The sequence below is a fragment of the Microthrixaceae bacterium genome (assembly GCA_016702505.1).
Classification (GTDB): Bacteria; Actinomycetota; Acidimicrobiia; order Acidimicrobiales; family Iamiaceae; genus Aquihabitans.
In genome coordinates, this window is sequence record JADJDU010000011.1 from 145,096 (window position 1) to 162,714 (window position 17,619).

The 17,619-nt window shown below is 67.3% G+C and carries 17 protein-coding genes and 1 pseudogene; 6 read left to right on the plus strand and 12 right to left on the minus strand.

Features of this window, described 5'->3' with window-relative positions; genetic code table 11:
• Nucleotides 1–105: 105 nt before the first annotated feature.
• Complete coding sequence (locus IPG97_12845) at nt 106–843, minus strand: response regulator transcription factor (GenBank protein ID MBK6857396.1); 738 nt, start codon at nt 841–843, stop codon at nt 106–108.
• Between the two features lie 181 nt (nt 844–1,024).
• Here IPG97_12845 and IPG97_12850 point away from each other — a divergent pair.
• The 4 genes and pseudogenes from IPG97_12850 (at nt 1,025) to IPG97_12865 (ending at nt 4,629) form a co-directional block, all read left to right on the plus strand.
• A pseudogene (locus tag IPG97_12850) lies at nt 1,025–2,214 on the plus strand (MoxR family ATPase).
• 31 nt (nt 2,215–2,245) lie between these two features.
• Complete coding sequence (locus IPG97_12855; protein MBK6857397.1) at nt 2,246–3,160, plus strand: DUF58 domain-containing protein; 915 nt, start codon at nt 2,246–2,248, stop codon at nt 3,158–3,160.
• Complete coding sequence (locus IPG97_12860) at nt 3,160–4,227, plus strand: VWA domain-containing protein (GenBank protein ID MBK6857398.1); 1,068 nt, start codon at nt 3,160–3,162, stop codon at nt 4,225–4,227. Before IPG97_12855 ends, IPG97_12860 begins: the two co-directional genes overlap by 1 nt.
• Before the next feature lie 102 nt (nt 4,228–4,329).
• Nucleotides 4,330–4,629, plus strand: coding sequence for a hypothetical protein (locus IPG97_12865; GenBank protein ID MBK6857399.1), 300 nt, complete (start codon nt 4,330–4,332; stop codon nt 4,627–4,629).
• 99 nt (nt 4,630–4,728) lie between these two features.
• On the opposite strand, the gene smc is transcribed toward IPG97_12865, so the two are convergent.
• Genes smc through IPG97_12885 form a run of 4 tightly spaced genes read right to left on the minus strand, consistent with a single transcriptional unit; the run spans nt 4,729 to nt 10,155 of the window.
• The gene (smc, locus tag IPG97_12870; protein MBK6857400.1) at nt 4,729–8,214 is read right to left on the minus strand and encodes a chromosome segregation protein SMC; all 3,486 of its coding nucleotides are present in this window, start codon (nt 8,212–8,214) and stop codon (nt 4,729–4,731) included.
• Between the two features lie 34 nt (nt 8,215–8,248).
• The gene (locus IPG97_12875) at nt 8,249–9,088 is read right to left on the minus strand and encodes a hypothetical protein (protein ID MBK6857401.1); all 840 of its coding nucleotides are present in this window, start codon (nt 9,086–9,088) and stop codon (nt 8,249–8,251) included.
• Nucleotides 9,081–9,836 carry a ribonuclease III gene (gene rnc, locus IPG97_12880; GenBank protein ID MBK6857402.1) on the minus strand — a complete coding sequence of 252 codons (756 nt, stop codon included), beginning with the start codon at nt 9,834–9,836 and terminating at the stop codon, nt 9,081–9,083. Before rnc ends, IPG97_12875 begins: the two co-directional genes overlap by 8 nt.
• A gap of 55 nt (nt 9,837–9,891) precedes the next feature.
• Nucleotides 9,892–10,155 (minus strand): acyl carrier protein, encoded by a 264-nt coding sequence (locus IPG97_12885; GenBank protein ID MBK6857403.1) that lies wholly within the window; start codon nt 10,153–10,155, stop codon nt 9,892–9,894.
• Nucleotides 10,156–10,393: 238 nt separating this feature from the next.
• Here IPG97_12885 and IPG97_12890 point away from each other — a divergent pair, with 238 nt between their 5' ends.
• Together IPG97_12890 and IPG97_12895 are read left to right on the plus strand one after the other, a co-directional pair.
• Nucleotides 10,394–12,469, plus strand: a complete 2,076-nt coding sequence (locus IPG97_12890) for a patatin-like phospholipase family protein (GenBank protein ID MBK6857404.1) — start codon at nt 10,394–10,396, stop codon at nt 12,467–12,469.
• 113 nt (nt 12,470–12,582) lie between these two features.
• The gene (locus IPG97_12895) at nt 12,583–12,840 is read left to right on the plus strand and encodes a hypothetical protein (GenBank protein ID MBK6857405.1); all 258 of its coding nucleotides are present in this window, start codon (nt 12,583–12,585) and stop codon (nt 12,838–12,840) included.
• Nucleotides 12,841–13,064: 224 nt separating this feature from the next.
• Here the strand turns inward: IPG97_12895 and plsX are convergent, their stop codons facing one another.
• The 7 genes from plsX to IPG97_12930 all read right to left on the minus strand — a co-directional run bounded on the left by plsX (nt 13,065) and on the right by IPG97_12930 (nt 17,598).
• Entirely contained in the window at nt 13,065–14,036 is a 972-nt protein-coding gene (plsX, locus tag IPG97_12900) for a phosphate acyltransferase PlsX (protein ID MBK6857406.1), read from the minus strand.
• A gap of 73 nt (nt 14,037–14,109) precedes the next feature.
• The gene (rpmF, locus tag IPG97_12905) at nt 14,110–14,289 is read right to left on the minus strand and encodes a 50S ribosomal protein L32 (GenBank protein ID MBK6857407.1); all 180 of its coding nucleotides are present in this window, start codon (nt 14,287–14,289) and stop codon (nt 14,110–14,112) included.
• Nucleotides 14,290–14,402: 113 nt separating this feature from the next.
• Complete coding sequence (locus tag IPG97_12910; protein ID MBK6857408.1) at nt 14,403–14,930, minus strand: DUF177 domain-containing protein; 528 nt, start codon at nt 14,928–14,930, stop codon at nt 14,403–14,405.
• A gap of 2 nt (nt 14,931–14,932) precedes the next feature.
• Nucleotides 14,933–15,553, minus strand: coding sequence for a hypothetical protein (locus IPG97_12915; protein ID MBK6857409.1), 621 nt, complete (start codon nt 15,551–15,553; stop codon nt 14,933–14,935).
• A gap of 10 nt (nt 15,554–15,563) precedes the next feature.
• Nucleotides 15,564–16,040, minus strand: a complete 477-nt coding sequence (gene coaD / locus IPG97_12920; GenBank protein ID MBK6857410.1) for a pantetheine-phosphate adenylyltransferase — start codon at nt 16,038–16,040, stop codon at nt 15,564–15,566.
• Nucleotides 16,037–16,570: a 16S rRNA (guanine(966)-N(2))-methyltransferase RsmD gene (gene rsmD / locus IPG97_12925; protein ID MBK6857411.1), complete on the minus strand. Its 534-nt coding sequence runs from the start codon at nt 16,568–16,570 to the stop codon at nt 16,037–16,039. The genes coaD and rsmD overlap by 4 nt, the downstream gene beginning before the upstream one ends.
• A gap of 29 nt (nt 16,571–16,599) precedes the next feature.
• Nucleotides 16,600–17,598, minus strand: a complete 999-nt coding sequence (locus tag IPG97_12930; GenBank protein MBK6857412.1) for an SDR family oxidoreductase — start codon at nt 17,596–17,598, stop codon at nt 16,600–16,602.
• Between the last annotated feature and the right edge of the window lie 21 nt (nt 17,599–17,619).

The window sequence follows — 17,619 nt, forward strand, 5'->3', positions numbered from 1 at the left end:
TCGACTCGAATCGGCCACCAGGGCCGGCTGGGTTGGGGACCGGGATCGGGCTGTCGGCGGTGGGCGGCTCAGCCGGAATCTGGGGGGTCGATGGACCCGAGGAGGTCACTGCGTGTCGTCCCGGTCCGGTCCGCTCGGGGCGAGTAGGTCGGGGCGAAGTCGGTATCCGGCACCGATGACCGTCTCAATTGGCGGTTCGGGGTCGTCGTCTCTGGTGATCTTGCGTCGCAGGGTCCCCACCGTCACTCGGACCGTGTTGGTGAGCGGATCCGCGTTCTCGTCCCAGACGTGTTCGAGCAGCCGCTCCTGACTCAGAACCTCGCCGCAGTGGGACATGAAGTAGCGCAGCAAGGCGAACTCCTTGGCTGTCAGGTCTACGAGCCGTCCCCTACGGGTCACCTCGAACCGGGCCGAGTCCAACACCAGATCACCCACCGACAGTCGGGCGCCGCTACGACCCGCGTCACGGCGCAGCAGGCTGCGGATACGGGCCGTTAGCTCCGCGAAGTCGAACGGCTTGACCAGGTAATCGTCTGCGCCCTCGTCCAAGCCGATGACCCGCTCTCCCACGCCGTCTCGAGCGGTGAGCATCAGCACCCGGGGCGCAGGCTCGTCATCTGTCGGGGCCAACAGCGGGTCGCTGCGAAGCCGGGCCGCCAACTCCAGGCCATCGCCGTCGGGCAGGTTGAGATCCAACGTCACCAGGTCGTAGCTGGACACGCTCAGACGATCGACCGCTCCGGCCACGTCATTGGCGACGTCGACGGCGTACCCCTCTCGTCGCAGACCCATGGCAATCGCCTCGGCCAGGTCCACCTCGTCTTCGACCACCAGTACGCGCATGGTTGGACCGTACCGGCCGCCACCGAAACGAGGGCGAAACACATTTGAGCCGAGCGGATGGGCCACACCTCGCCTGGACCGGGCACATCCCTGCCGGAGTTTGGAGAATCCCGGTTGGCTTTACGCTGACGTTCGCCTCGGTCGACTCCACTGGGGCGGACCAGCCATTCGAGGAGCGTCCATGACCAATCCCATCACCAACGCCGAGGTCGGCCAGGCCGCCGAACGACTCGAGCAAGCGCTGTTCGAGGTCAAGAGGGTGATCGTGGGGCAGGACCGGGTGGTCGAGCGGCTGCTGGTCTGCGTGCTGGCCGGGGGACACACCCTCCTGGAAGGTGTCCCAGGTCTGGCCAAGACACTGGCTGCCGAGACCATGGCTCGGGTGGTCGGGGAACCTTCGCCCGCATCCAGTTCACGCCCGACCTCCTGCCCGCCGACGTCATGGGCACCCGCATCTACCGGTCCGGCAGCGAGACGTTCGACGTCGAGCTGGGCCCGGTGTTCGCCAACTTCGTACTGGCCGATGAGATCAACCGGGCCCCCGCCAAGGTCCAGTCCGCCTTGTTGGAGGTCATGGCCGAGCGACAGGTCTCCATTGGTGGCACCAGCTACCCGGTGCCCCGTCCGTTCCTGGTGCTGGCCACGCAGAACCCGATCGAGCAGGAAGGAGTGTATCCGCTGCCCGAGGCCCAGCGGGACCGCTTCCTCATGAAGATTGTCGTGGGCTACCCCACGCCGGCCGAGGAGGTTGAGATCGTCCAGCGGATGGGGGTCACCCCGCCCGTGCCGCGCGAGATGCTGACCGTCGATCGATTGGCCGAGATGCAGTCCGTCACCCAACGGGTGTTCGTACCTCGCGAAGTGGTCGACTACGCGGTGTCGCTGGTTCTGGCCACCAGAGAGCCCGAGCGGTTCGGGTTGTCGGACCTGCTCGAGCTGGTGACCTATGGGGCCAGCCCCAGAGCCAGTCTCGGGCTGGTGGCTGCCGGCCGGGCCCTGGCCCTCATGCGGGGCCGCACCTACGTCCTGCCTCAGGATGTCTTCGACGTCGCGCCCGACATCTTGCGGCACCGCCTGGTGCTCTCCTATGAGGCACTGGCTCGCGACATCGGCGTAGATGACGTGTTGGTCCGCTACCTGTCCACCGTGCCCGCACCTCGGGTCACCCCGTCCCAGGACCACTCCGCGGTGTCGACCGCGGCGCGCCCCGCGCCGACGACGGCCGGGGCTCCGCCTGGGGCTGGCCTTCCGGCAACCGGGGTGATCACCGCCGCGCCTGGGCCGTTGCCTCCAGCACCGAGCTCACCATGGGCGCCCACCGGCCCCGGAGCCGAGCCGGGCGACGCCACCGCCGACGGCCGGAGCGCCTGAGATGGCCACGCCCGGCGCCCCGCCACCGCGCATGGTCCACACCGGACCCGACGAGGTGCTGCGGAGGCTCGACTTGGCGGTCACGCACCGTATCGACGGACTGCTCCACGGCGAGTACCAGGGCCTGGTGCCCGGTCACGGTTCCGAACTCGGCGAGACCAGGGCCTACACCCCTGGCGACGACGTCCGCCGGATCGACTGGAACGTGACGGCCCGCACCATGGCTCCCTACGTCCGTGACACCATCGCCGACCGAGAGTTGGAGACGTGGACGCTGGTGGACCTGGGTCCGTCCATGGACTTCGGGACCGCGCTGTGCGAGAAGCGGGACCTGGCGGTGTCGGCCGCGGGAGCGGTCGGGTTCCTGACCGCCCGGACCGGCAATCGTTATGGCGCCGTCATCGCCCAGCCCGGGCTGACCGATGTGGTCCCTCCCCGCGGCGGCCGAACCCATCTGATGGCCACCCTTCACCGGATGGTCACCGCGCCCCGAGTCGAGGCAGGCACCGTCGATCTGGGCGAGGCGATCCACCGCCTCGGGACCTATGCCCGACGACGTGGCCTGGTGACGGTGGTGTCGGATTTCCTCGCCGAACCCGATACGTGGGCGCAACCCCTGCGACGGCTGGCCACCCGCCACACCGTCATCGCCATCGAGGTGATCGATCCCCGTGAGCTCTCGTTGACCGACGTGGGTCTGCTTACGGTGGTCGACCCCGGCACCGGTAGGACCCGGGAGGTACCGACGGCGTCGCGCAAGCTGAGGGCCCGCTATGAGGCCGCCGCTGCCGAGCAGCGATCGGCGACCGCCGGGGCCATCACCGCCGCCGGCGCCGACCACCTGGTGTTACGCACCGACCGGGACTGGCTGCTCGACGTGGTCCGCTTCGTGGTCGATCGTCGAGCCCGGGTCAACGCGCGCCGGGCCGGAATTGGAGCACGGTGATGGATCCGTCCTTCGAATTCGTTCAGCCGCACCGGCTTTGGTTGCTGTTGGCGGTCGTGGCCCTAGCCACGTCCTACGTGGCTTCTCAGGCCCGGCGCAACCGCTATGCGGTTCGTTTCACCAACCTGGCCCTGTTGGACAAGGTGGCTCCTCGTCGGCCTGGTTGGCGACGTCACCTTCCCGCCCTGTTCGTCCTGGTGGCGTTGGCCGGAATGGTCGGCGCGTTCGCGGAGCCGGCCCGCATGACCAGGGTGCCCCGAGAACGCGCCACCATCATGGTGGCGATCGACACGTCCTTGTCCATGAAGGCCACCGATGTGGAACCAAACCGTCTGGTGGCGGCCCAGGCCGCGGCTCACACGTTCATCGACGGCCTGCCCGATCGGTTGAACGTGGGGCTCGTGACCTTCAACGGCATCGCCAAGGTGGCCGTCCCCCCCACCCAGAACCGAGAGGAGTTGCACGCGGCGGTGGACCAACTTCGGCTCGGTGAGCGGACCGCCATCGGCGAGGCGATCTTTGCATCCCTCGATGCCCTCGGTGTGGACACGTCGGACTCGTCGACCTCAGCCGGTGATACCGGTTCCGGTTCTGGTGACAGCGCTGACGGCGGCGCTGGCGACGATACGGCGAGCGGGAGCGAGGACAGCAGCAGTGGCACCGAGGAGGACCCGGTTCCGGCCCGGATCGTGTTGATGAGCGACGGGTCCACCACCGTCGGCCGACCGGACGCGCAAGCGGCAGCGGCGGCCAAGCGGGCCGGCGTTCCGGTGTACACGATCGCCTTCGGCACTCCCTACGGAACCATCGACCTGCCCGGCCAGGAAGGCCCGATATCGGTGGCGGTCAACCCCGAGGCTCTGGCAGCTATCGCCAACGCCACCGATGGCAAGGCGTTCACCGCCGAGACCGGGGCCGAGTTGGAACAGGTGTACAGCGACATCGGGTCCTCTATCGGGTTCACCACCGAACAGCGTGACGTCACCACCACGTTCGTGGGCGCGTCGCTCGTGTTCATGTTCGGCGCTGCGGTCTTGTCCCAGCTCTGGTTCAGTCGCCTGCCCTAGAACCTCGGCTCCAAAGCCTGGATCCACTCACCCCGTCGACGGGGCTCGACACGCAGAGTATTCTCCTCACCACTTACCGAGCCCAGAGTACGGGGGGACGAAATGACTCGCAGCCGAACACCACAACGCATCCTGGCCGGGATTGCACTCACCGTCGGTGCCTGGCTGGCCGCCCCCACCCCATCGGCCACCGCAGCCCCGTCCCAGGCCATGGTCGAGTACGGCGCCTCGGTGGAAGCCGCGGCCAAGGCCACCGACAAGGGTCAGAACGGCAATGCCAAGGACAGCGCGGGCGACACGCTCGGGAACATCGTCGATCAGGCCAAGAACAACATGCCGCTGGTGATCGTGGGCGGCGGCGTCCTGTTGGTGACCGGCCTGTGGAAGACGGTCAGCCGCTGACGGCACCCGCCAAGCCTGGATCCACCGAAAGGGGCTCTGCCCCCGAACCCACGCCCTGCCCTCCGACTGGCCCTACCCGTTGGGCCAAAGAGCTGCTGGTCAGCCCTCGGAAGTCTTTTCACTTACCACCTTCGAGGACCCACCGGGTTGCATGGTGACCCCGTAGAGGCAGTCGGCTGCCTCCATGGTCCGCTTCTGGTGCGAGACGATGATGAGCTGAGCATCGTTGCGGAACTCCTGCACCAACCCCAAGAAACGGGACAGGTTCACGTCGTCCAGTGCCGCCTCGACCTCGTCCATCACGTAGAACGGACTGGGCCGCGCCCGGAACACCGCGAACAGGTAGGCCAGTGCGGTCAGCGACCGTTCACCACCCGACAGCAGCGAGAGCTTCCGAACGTTCTTGCCCGACGGCCGAGCCTCCACCTCGATGCCTGTGTTGAGGAGGTCTTCGGGCTCGGTGAGCTTTAGGCGACCCCGGCCCCCCGGGAACAACATCTCGAACAGCTCTGTGTAGTTCTGGGAGACCTCTGCGAATGCAGCAGCGAACACACTCACGATCTCGGCGTCAATGGCCCGGATCACCTTGGTGAGGTCCCGACGGGTGGTGCGCACGTCTTCGAGCTGACTCTCGACGAAGGCATGCCGTTCCTGGAGAGCCTGGAACTCCTCTAGGGCCAGGGGGTTGATCGGACCCATCAGCCGTAGATCTCGTTCCAGCTCACGCACCCGACCGGTGGGCGAGACACCTTCGGCCAGCTCTGGGGCGGGAGCCGACATGGCGGTCTCGGGTTCGGTGTCGAGGTCGCGTCGTAGCGCCTCGACCGCGTTCTCCAACCGCAGCCGGACCTCGGCCTCTTCGATCTGGCCACGCTGGATCAATTCGCGCACTTCGGCCAGGGACCGTTCGGCCGCCGCTCGCTCGGCCCGCAACCCCTCAAGCCTCGAGGTGATGGCCCGGTTGGCTTCTGACTGCTCGCGACGCTTCTCCCGTAGACCCACCAGTTCGGCCTCTATGCGGGTGGAGCGCTCGTGCACGTATGCGGCCAACGCTTCGGTGGCCACGGATCGGCGATCGAGCTCCACCCGACGCTGCTCGGCCTCGCGACGCTCGACCTCGTGGCGCGACAGCCGAGCATCGATCTCGGTGAGCCGATTCGCCAATCCCTGACGTTGCTGGTTCAAGCGCGCCGCTTCGACATCGAGCTGGTTGCGGCGAGAAGCCAAGGTGCGGGCCCGTTCGTCGATGCGGGATCGGGCTTCGTCCATGGCCCGCCCCTGCTCGGCCACCGCCGCCTCTTCGGCTTCCAACGCCGGCAGGCGGGCGGCTAGCTCCTCGACTCGGGCCGACTCGCGGCGAGCCCTCTCCTCCAGCTCGGCCACCTGAGCCCGAAGGGAATCCAGCTCGACCACGGCGTCAGCACGGTCTCGTTCGACACGGGCAAGGGCATCGCTATCGGCTCGGTGTTGGGCCGCCCGACGTTCCAGATCACGAGACAGCTCGGTCTCGGTCTTGCGGGCCTGGCCGAGTGTGGCCCGGCAGGCTCCGACCGCTTCGCCGGCCAGCTCCGCGGCTTCCGCCGCGGTAGCAGCCCGGGTCTGGGCTTCCTCCAGGGCGGCGCCAGTGGCTCCGCTGCCAGTCGAACCCAGCCTCCAGCCGGTGGGACCGAAGCGGTCACCGGAGCGGGTCACGACCACCGACCCCGGGTGGGTAAGGGCGACATCGACCGCCTCGGTCCAGTCATCGACCACCACCGCTGCGCCGACCAGCACGTCGAGCAGGTCATCGACGCCCGGGCGGATGCCCTGCACATGGCTCCTTACCCCCCTCAACCCTGCGGGCGGGCCGGCGGGTGACCCGCTGGCCCCCAAGGCGACCACGGCACCGGTGGCGTCGCCGGCACGCAGCTCGCTCAGGGCCCGGCGCCCGGCGTCCACCGAGCTCACCACCACCGCCGAGATCGCTTCTCCGGCCGCTGCTTCGAAGGCGTCTTCCCACCCTTGGTCCACTTGGACGACGTCGAGCAAGGTTCCGACCACGCCTTCCACGGCCGCCAGCCGTTCGGCACCGGCCCTGGCCCGGGCTTGGTCCAAAGCGTCGGCCAGGGCGTGGGCTCGGGCCGCCCATGTGTGGCGGTCCGCCTCGGCTTGGCGGGCCACCTGCTCGGCGGTCTCCAGGGCCAGTTCGGCGTCGTGGCGCGACGACTCGGCCCGCTCCAGGTCGGCCGGTGTCGGGGCTGGTCCCGACTCCTCGCCTGGTGTCATCGCCCCGTCGGCCCCGCTGAGTCGACGGTTCAGGCGCTGAGATTCCTCGTCTAGACGGGTGGCTCGTTGGGTGGTGGTCTCCAGCCGGGCCTGAGCTCGTTTCACCTCGGCCTCATTGCGTTCCACCCCGGCGCGCACTGCGGCCAGCTCACCGCGCACCTCCGCGGCTGCGCCGGTCACCACCGGAGCGCCATCGGCCCATTCCCGGGTGAAGTCCTGCCGGGCCGCCACCAGGTCGGCCTCGGCTCGGGCCAGCTCTGCAACCTGAGGTTCCAAGGCCGCGGCTGCGGTCTCCACCGTGGCCAGCGTCCCGGTGACCTGCGCCGCCTCGGACTCCAAGGAGGCCACCACGTTCTGGTCGACCGCCACGTTGCGATCCCGTTCGATCCCACGCTGACGTTCGGCCAGAACCGCCTCGAGGCCACGGGCCCGTTCCCGAAGCGACTCGAAGCGGACCAGGACATCTCCCAGGCGATCTCCTCCCACCGCGCCGAGGCGAGCTTCGGTGGCCATCACCTCGGTGTCGAGTTGGCGCAGCGAGGTGCGCAGTTCACGCTCGCGGCGTTCGTGGTCACCGGCGGTCGCATGATTTGCTTGGAGCTTGTCTCGGTAGCGGGCGATCTCGCGCCCGGCCAGATGAACTCGCAGGGCCGTGAGCTCCGAGACGACATCTCCGTGACGGCGAGCAGCGTCGGCCTGCTTCTCCAACGGTCGGAGCTGACGGCGAACCTCTCGCAGAAGGTCCTGGAGACGGGTCAGGTTGCCTTCGGTGTTGACCAGTCGCCGCTCAGCCTTTTCCTTCCGGCGCCGGAACTTGAGCACCCCCGCCGCTTCTTCGATAATCAGCCGCCGGTCTTCGGGCCGGGCGTTCAGCACTGCGTCGATCTGGCCTTGGCTGATGATCACGTGCTGCTGGCGCCCCACACCCGAGTCGCTGAGCAGCTCTTGGATGTCGAGCAGCCGGCAGGGCACCCCGTTGATCGAGTACTCGCTGTCTCCGGTTCGGAACAACGTGCGGGTGATCGTCACCTCGGTGAACTCGATGGGTAGAGCGCCGGCACTGTTGTCGATGGTCAGCGACACCTCTGCCCGGCCCAGAGCTGGCCGCTTCTGGGTCCCGGCGAAGATGACGTCGTCCATCTTCTGGGACCGCACCGCGCTGGGGGCCTGGGCGCCGAGCACCCAACCGATGGCGTCCACGACGTTGGACTTGCCGCTGCCGTTGGGGCCGACGACCACGGTTACGCCCGGCTCCATGACCAAGGTGGTGGCGTCGGCGAAGGACTTGAAGCCCTTGATGGACAACGATTTCAGGAACACGAGAACTCCGAGTGAACCGGGTTGGGCCGTGGGCTCAGACCTGACAGGACTCGCACATGTACGCGGTGCGCCCGCTGATGCGGACCTTGGACACCACGTCGCGGCAGCGCAAGCAGGCCTGCCCGTCACGTTCGAACACCTGGAGCTGGTCGGTCCAGCCACCGGTCTTGCCAGCCAGGTCGTGGTACTGCCCGTCCGAGGTGGTGACGCCGCGGTGCTTGGCCCCTTCATGAAGGGTCTCGACCACGGCCCGGAAGAACCGGCGGATCTCCTGGGTGGACAGTGAGGAGACCTCGCGGTCGGGACGCAGACCCGAGGCGTGGAGGATCTCATCCGCGTACACCGGACCGATGCCGGCGATCACAGAGCGGTCCAGAAGGAGGTTGCGAAGCTTGACGTTGCGGTGGTGCAACATCCGCTCACCAAAGGTGGTCCAAGACACCGGTTCGTCGAGCAGGTCGAAGCCGAGGTTGGTCAGCTCGGGCACGGCGGTGGCGAGGTCTTCGTAGGCAACCACGAACATCTCGGCCTTGCCGGTGGTGTCGAGCAGACGGAGCTGCCCGCCCTGGGTGAAGGTGATGATCGCCTTGGTGGGCTTGTCCACCGCGTCCTTGGCCGCGTTCCGGCGGAGCTGGCCGCCGTCGTGGATGTCGATCACCAGGGCGTCGCCGGTGTCGAGCTTGGCGACCAGGAGCAGGTCCTTGCGCTGAACCGCTCCGACCTTGGCTCCTTCGAGAAGGGTTGTGAACTGCTTCTTGTTGGTGTGACGAGGGATCAGGCCCGAACCGGGCACGTCCACCGTCTTGATCCTCTTGCCGCCGATCTCGCGGTCGAGGTCTCGCCGCAGGGTCTCCATCTCAGGCTGCTCAGCCATCGGTTTCCTCTCGTACGGGGTCTGTTTCCCCGTTGTGGGGGCGGAGCCGGAGCCACGCCTGCTGGGCGGCCTCCTGCTCGGCCGTCTTCTTAGATCGTCCAAAACCGGTTCCGACGGGTTCGCCGTCTAGCAGCACCTCGGCTTCGAAGGTCTTGTCGTGTTCGGGTCCCTGTTCGGTCATCCGGTAGGCGAGGCGCCCTTGGCGGGTCTGGGCCACCAGTTCGTGCAGCCTGCTCTTGTGGTCTTGGGATCCGTCGGCGTCGAGCCTCGGGGCTACCAGCCGTTCCACCAGCGCCTGGGCCGAGTCCATGCCCCCGTCCAGGTAGACAGCACCGATGACCGCTTCCATGGCATCGGCCAGGATCGACTGGCGTTGTCTGCCACCGGTAGCGGCCTCACCCTTGCCGAGGAGCAGCACCGGACCGATGCCGAGTTCGGCGGCCATCTCGGCCAGCGCCGGAGAGCACACCACCGATGCTCGCACTCGCGACAGGTGCCCTTCGGATGCGTCGGGGATTCGGGAGTAGATGTCTGCGGTGACGATCAGCCCCAGCACCGCATCTCCCAGGAACTCGAGCCGCTCGTTGCTGAGGAAGCCCGAGTGTTCAGCACACCAGGACCTGTGGGTGAGGGCCCTGCCCAACAGGGCCGAGTCATCGAAGCGGTAGCCGAGCCGGGCCAAGAAGGTCTCCAGGGCCGGCGCCGGGATCGGGTATTCGAGTTGGGGCGCGGAACGCGAGACCGTCACCGATGAGACTCCGTCGGTTCCGATCTCTCCAGGTGGGTTTGCCCCCCGGGCACGACTACTTGCCGTCCAGCTTCTCGAAGACGTAGTCGACGGCATCTCGAACGGTCTTGAGGTCTTCGAGGTCCTCGTCTTCGATGCGGAACCCGACCGAGCGCTCGCCCAGTTCCTCTTCGAGCTCTTCGACCAGCTCGATCAGGGCCAGCGAATCGGCACCGAGATCGTCGCTGAAGGAATCTCCCTCGCCGATTCCGCCTGGTTCGATCTCCAAGATGTCGGCCAGACGATCTCGGACGAGCTCGAAGACCTCCTGGCGGCTCATGGGTGACTGCTCGACATGGGTCTCGGCGGGCACGTGCTTCTCCTGTTGGTGATGCTGCATCAGGGCCGGGGGCACTGTAGTCGCTGGAAAACTTTGTGCGCTCGTGAACAGTGGTGTTGGGGTCGTGCGGTGCCTTCCGGACCTTCCTCCCACCGCGGTCACCGACAGCCAGACGCCGCTTGCCGGTACCGGATGGGCATGATGGGCGTGTCAGTGACCCGGTGGAGGACCCGACGAGATGCCAGACGACATGCCCGACGAGACCCAAGACTCCGCGCCCGGCTCGGACCCGATCGACCGACCAGCCCTGGTCGAGGGCCCGCTCGAGGGCCCGCTCGAGGCGGCTCCGGCCAAGCCCAGCCGGGAGAAGGCACGTGAATTGGCCCGCGAGCAGGCCGAAGCGGAGCGGACCGAACGGGAAGCCCGCGCCCTCCAGGCCGCCCAGGAACTGGCCCGCGCCGATGCCGAGCGACTGCTGGCCGGCCCCGGTCTGATCTCACCCGACCCGCCGATCCCTCCTGAGGTGCTGGAGGAGAGCTGGTCCGACACAGCGCGGACCGCTCTGCGCGATCTGAAGGCGGACCTGGACTCGCATCGAGTCGGTCTGGCCATCAGCGGTGGCGGATCGCTGGGTAGCTTCGAGGCCGGGGCCCTTCGGTTCCTCTACGACCACACCGCGGTCCAGCCGGTGGCCATCAGCGGCAACTCCGCCGGTGCCCTCAACGCCGCCAAGTTGGCCGAAGGTGACACCGACGGTGAGCGCCCCATAGACGAGGTCGAACGCATCTGGCGTTCGATGCGCATCAATTCGGACATGTGGGAGCCCGAACCCTGGCTGGTGCGACTCCAGGCCTCGGCCTCGTGGGCGGCGGAGCTGCGCGAACAGGTCAGCGACTCCGACAGCGCGGCCAGCGCGGTGCGGGTGGCAGTGCGGGTGGTGGGCAGCCTGGTGCGGCGGCCACCCGAGACCGACGGCGCCATCGAAGCCATCCGGGACTCCCTTCGAGCTCAATCCCTGTTGTCGTTGGCCCCCATTGCGGATCTGGTGCGCCGGGAGCTGCGACCCGAGCGGGTGAAGTCCTCTGGCATCGCCTTGCGGATGGGAACCGTGTCCTTGGAGGCGGGCGAGCTCCGCTATGTGACCGAGACCGGTGACCTGGTCGACCGCCATGACCGACCGGTCGGTCAGCCTCCTGTCGAGCTGGCCGCCGGAATGTTGGCTTCTGCCTCGATCCCCTTGGCTTTCCCGCCGGTGGCCCTCAACGGCGAGCACTACGTAGACGGTGGCGCCCGAGAGATCCTGCCGCTCGAACTCTTGGTGGAACGGATGGGCGTGCAACGGGTGGTAGCGGTGTCAGCCAGCTCGGCGTCGATCAAACGGGCACCGTCCTTCGCTGACCGCAACATGATCGACATCCTTCGTCGTGTCAGTGCCGAGATCGGACCGAACGAGACCCTTCGCAAAGAGCTCGACCCGCCGGGTGGGTGGCGGCCCGAGGTCCGCCTTGTCGTCCCCCATTTCAACGTCCACGACTCGATGACCATCGACCCCGCCCTGATCGCCATCTCTCTGGACCACGGCTATCTCCGAGCCGCCGATGTGTTGTTGCGCCTAGGCCCGGACGCATCAGAGCTAACCGACCAGATCACCAGGATCCGCGTTCAGCTCCGCCATCTGGCCGGACCGGTACCCACCATCTTCGACACCACCTTGGGCCTGGCCCGCCTCCAGTTCACCGAACCGACCGACAACACCACCGGTGAAGGGTCCGACATTGATGTGACCGATACCCGTGAAGCGCTGGCCGTCGACGCCGATACCGCACCCGAAGATCCCGACGAATCGGTGGCTCAACGGGCCGCCGAGTCGGTGGTCAAGGCGGCCAAGGACCTGACCGCCACCGGCAAAGCTCGACTGGCCAGCTTCATCGCCCGCGAAGAACAGGAGTGGAGGGAAGGTCACGACGAGCCGGGGCACGACCTCGCCGCCCAGGACAACCCAGGAGCCGGCACCGCCGAGAACGAAATTCCCGACGTTGGACCCCCCGCCGCAACGACGATCCCGCCAGACATCGCACCGGTGACCCCGATGGAAGCAGTGGAGCGCGCCGCTGAGGTTCCGCTGGCCCAAGCGGCCGCCGACCTTGCTCGCCAGGCCCAGGCCCGCGCCGATCAGGCCGAAAAGACCCGGCTGGAAGCCAACACCATCGAGATCGGAAACCTCACCGCCGAACTTCGAGACCTAGTCGAACGCCGTCTGGCCCTCGGCTACCCCTTACCCCCCACCCTGGTTTCGTGGCTATCCGAACCATGACGCTCGGCGTCACCGCCTTTCGCGGCGACCAATAACATCCAGACACCCATCTGCCCTCGCGCTGGAACGCGGTCTGTGCCATGCCCGCGGCACCGCCACCTAGGAGCGTCCACTTGCCCTGCGTCGCCTCACCCACCACGCCTGACCATCGCCATTACGGCCTGCTGCTGCGTGGGTTGGTGGCCGTGGCTCTCGTCGTCGCCATGGTGGCCTCGGGATGTTCCGGACAGAGCGAAGACAAGGAAGAGACCGAGGAGTCGGCGCAAACCACTTCGACGACAACGCCAGCCCTGACCCTGCCGCGGTATCGGACCGAAGGCATCCGCCTAGCGGTATCCAACACCGAACCCCTAGTGATCTACAACGTCTAGACGCCGACCCCGGGACGACCACGCTCACCTTCACCTACCCCAGCGGCACCGACCGCCCCAAGGTGACCGCCAAGGGCGCTGACCTAACTCAATCCTGGGACGAAACGACCAACAAATTCACCGTGAAGTTCACCCACCGAGGCCCAGTAGAGCTAACCATCGCCTAATCCTGGATCCGCCGGAAGAGACTGCAGGTCCGATGGATCGGCCCTGCGCTGGGTCGTTCAGGCTGGGGGCCGGATGGTGGTGGCTATGGCGCCTACCAGGTCGGTGTCGACCATCTCGGCGGCCACCTTCACCGCGTTCACGATGGCGGTGGCCGACGAGGACCCGTGACTGATGATGCACGGTCCATTCAGGCCCAACAGCAGCGCACCACCGGTGTTGTCGGGGTCGAGCTGACCGTAGAGCGGAAGCAGCGCCGGGAGCAGGACATCACCGGCGGCCCGAGTGGCGTCGTCGGTGCCAAAGGCGGCCAAGATGGCCTTGACCAACGCCTTCATTCCGCCTTCGAGCGTCTTCAACACGACGTTGCCGGTGAACCCGTCGGTGACCACCACATCGACGTCGGGCGACATGATGTCTCGACCTTCGACGTTGCCCACGAAGGTGCCGCCCGACACCGTCGACCAGCCACCCTCGGCCAGCAGCTGATGGGTCTCCTTGACCAAGGGCGTGCCCTTGGACGGTTCCTCACCGATCGACAACAGCCCGACCCGGGGCTGATCGATGCCGTAACGCTGACGGGCATAGACCACACCCATCTGAGCGAACTGAACCAACCATTCCGGCGTGCATTCGGCGTTTGCACCAGCATCGAGCAGGACCGTCGGGATGTCGGCCCCCGGGCAGGGAATGGGCGTGGCTATGGCAGGCCTGCCGACGCCGGGCAGTCGCTTCATGCGCAACAACGCCGAGGCCATGGTGGCACCGGTGTTGCCGGCCGAGACCATGGCGCAGGCCTTACCGTCGCGTACCGCCTCGGCGGCTCGTACTAGCGACGAATCCTTCATGGTGCGCACGCTGCGGCCGGGATCGGCATCCATGGCGATCACCTCGGAGGCGGCGATCACGTCGAGGCCAGCCGTGTCACCGATCTCGTCGGGGCGCCCTACCAGTACAACGTCGATGCCGAGTTCGTCACGGGCCCTGATTGCTCCGGCAACGATCTCGGCAGGGGCGCGGTCGCCACCCATGGCGTCGACCGCTACGGGGAGGCGAGGCTGTCCGCTCAAGTGGGGCTCAGCGAATGTTCAGTGCAGGTCGGGGTCAGTCGACATCGATGGCCTGGCGGCCGTGATACCAGCCACAGCCACCGCAGACCACGTGAGGCACCTTGGCGGCGCCACAGCGCGGGCACAGGCTCCGCGACGGGGCGTCCAGCCGCCACGCCGATGCCCGGCGGCTACGGCTCTTGGCCTTCGAGGTCTTCTTCTTTGGGACAGCCATCGTCGTGGTCCTGGAGGTGAGTTCGGGAGCGCGCGGTGGCACGCCTTGCGAGGCGATGATCGTAGCTGGACCGCTTCGCAGGGGTCCAAGCGAGCACCCCCGAGGGCCTCCGCTCAGGACAAGTCGAGGTCGTCCAGGGCGGCCCACCGGGGATCACGAGGCGGCTCGGTATCGACGACGCCATCGTCGCCGGCCACCGCCGCCGGATACGTGTCGGGAGCAGGACCTGCACAGTCTTCGTCGCACAGCGGAGCCAGCGGCAGTGCCAACAAGGCGGTGTCGTGCAGCAGGGGACCCACATCGATGTGATCGTGGTCAAGCGGCCAGGTTTCACCGTCGACGGCGTTGACCTCCCAGACCTCTCGGACATCGACTGACGAAGTCCCCTCGACCGGGCCGAGACAGCGGCGGCACTCCCCAACCCAAGGCACCGCGACCTTGCCCGTGAGCACCACCCCTTCTGAGATCGACTCGACCTCGCCGGTGAGCGTCACGTCGGATCCATCTAGGACCCGCACGTCGCTGAGGGCGAGGCCGGACACCTCGATCGAGGTCTTTACCGGAAGCCTGGACCCGAGATGGCGGCGGATCTCGGTTACCGAGATCAGTTCCCGCGGCGGATGGGGGGCCGGGTCATCCATCGTCAACCCCGGTCGTCGTCGAAGAAGGAGCTGTCCTCCAGCCCCTCGATCTCCGGCATCGGGATGGAGGTGGCCTGCATCTTCTCGCGGCCCTTTGCCACCCAATCCAACGTCCGCTCCAGAACGATCTCGAAGGCGGCCAGCCGCTGATCGCAGTAGTCCTCGCACTCCAGGCGCAAACGCCGAGCCTCGGCATCGGCCCGTTCGATGATCTGTCGGGCCCGCATCTCTGACGCCTTGACCACCTCGGTGCGCTGCACCATCTGGGCGGCCCGGGCCCTAGCGGCATCGACCATGTCCTCGCCGTCGGCCTTGACCTTGGCCAGGTATTCCTCGCGTTGCTTGCGCAGCCAGCGGGCATCGCGGAGCTCGGTTGGGAGGCGGTTGATGGCCTCCTGGAGAAGCTCCACCACCTCCTCTTTGTTGTTGATCTTGGCTGATGCCGACAGCGGGATCGGGCGGGCCGCGTCGACCAGGTCGAGCACTCGCAACAGCAACGTCTCGGTGTCGGGTTGGTTGCGGCCCCGCCCGACTCGGGCCGTGGTCTCCACCTCGCCCGGCTCGGGCTCCAGTTCTTCGTCGAAATCGTCTTCGGCTTCCACGTCGTACAGGTCGTCGTTCACAGGTGCCTCCTCAGGCGAAGCGCTCGGCGAGCCGGCGGGCGACCGACGGCGGGACCATGGAGCTGACGTCTCCACCGAAGCGGGCGACCTCACGGATCAGCCGGGAAGCCACGAAGGAATGGGTGGTGGCCGACGGCAGGAACACTGTGTGCACCCCCGAGATGGCCAGGTTGGTCTGCGCTTGTTGAAGTTCGGACTCGAAATCGGACACGGCCCGCAGGCCCTTCACGATGAAGTCGGCCTGAATCTCCCGGGCCAGGTCCACCACCAAGCTGCCAAAGCTAGTGATCGACACGTTGGGAAGGTGGGCCACCGCCTCGGCGATCATGGCGTGGCGTTCGTCCAGGTCGAACAGCCCGCTTCCCTTCTGCGGGTTGGTGATGGCGGCCACCACCACCTCGTCGAACAGGCGCGCGGCAACCTCGATCAGCTCGATGTGGCCGGTATGAATCGGGTCGAAGGACCCGGGGTAGAGGACGCGCGTCACTCGTTGACTCCAGGGGGAACGGCGAACAGCACAACCGTACCGCCGTACCGCTTGGATCTGATGACACGGAGATGCGGGGCCAATGAGACCTCCCGGTCGGACTCGACGACGACCACGGCGCGGCCCGAAAGATGGTCGACGATCACGCCCAACAGGTCTTCCCATTCGTCGAACCGGTACGGCGGGTCGAGCAGGACCAGGTCCCACGGACCGCCGACCTCGATGGCGGCCAGGGCGTCACCGGAGCGGACCTCGGCCCGGGTCGCGAAACCGGAGGCCGCCAGGTTGACCGAGATCGCCTGGCGAGCCGAGTAGTCACGGTCCACCAAAACGGCACGGTCGGCTCCCCGAGACAGCGCCTCGATGGCCAACGCCCCGCTACCGGCGAAGAGGTCGAGCACCACTGCTCCGTCGACGGCGTCCAAGCTCTCCAGCGAGTTGAACAACGCCTGGCGAACCCGATCCGCGGTGGGGCGGGTATCGGTACCGGGCGGGGTGGTGAGCCGAATGCCCCTGGCGGATCCGGACACCACCCTCAAACCCCCGGGACGGGCCGGACTCATGCCGACGTCTCTGCCCTCGCCGACGTTTCTTCCCTCGCTGACGGGTCCGCACCACGGGCCGAGTCGGATTCGGCGACCATCCGCTCGCTCTCCTGCCACAGGCGTTTGGCCGCCTCCAGATCTCGAGCGGCCCGCGACGGACGCCACTGTCGGCCGTGGCTGAAGTAACCACCGGTGACACCGGCGACCCGCGGATCTTGCGACGACGCCAGCAACACCGAGGTCCTCGCCCCCGTTTCCACATCTGACATCACCAGACGGCCTACGCCCGAGATGAGCCGGCCGAGAAGCCTGGTGTCACCGTCACCGCCGAACCCGCTCGAAATGGTTCCGGGGTGCAGGCAGTTGACCGTCACTCCGGTTCCGTCCAGGCGACGGGCCAGCTCCAAAGCGTGCATGGCGTTGGCCAGCTTGGACCGGCCGTAGGCCGGGAACATCGCGAACCGACGCGCCGACTGCAGGTCGTCGAAACGGAGACCACGGGGGGCGAAACGGTGCGCCACCGAGGACACGATCACGACCCGGGCCGGCGCGCTGGCCACCAGACGCTCGGTGAGCAGGTCGGTCAACAAGAAGTGTCCGAGGTGGTTGACGCCGAACATCTCCTCGAACCCTTGGGCCGTTTCCCGACGTTCGTCGGCGATCACCCCCGCGTTGTTCACCAGGACGTGGATCTCGTCGAGGTTGGCCAACAACGCCTCGGCCCCAGCCCGTACCGAATCCAGGTTGGACAGGTCGGCCTGCTCCACTCGAACCTGATCGCTACCCGAACGGCGACGGATCTCGGCGACGGCCTCCTCGGCCCTGACCGGGTTCCGGGCCACCATCGTGACCGAGGCACCGAGGCGAGCCAGCACGATCGCGGTCTCCTTGCCGATCCCGGAGTTGGCCCCGGTGATAACCACCGTCTTGCCGGTCAGGTCTGAATTGCGGGGAGTCACGGATCGATTGTCGCACCCCACGTTCGTGGCCCGGACACCGACACGGTGGGGCATGTTCGCTGTGGAGCACCGAGG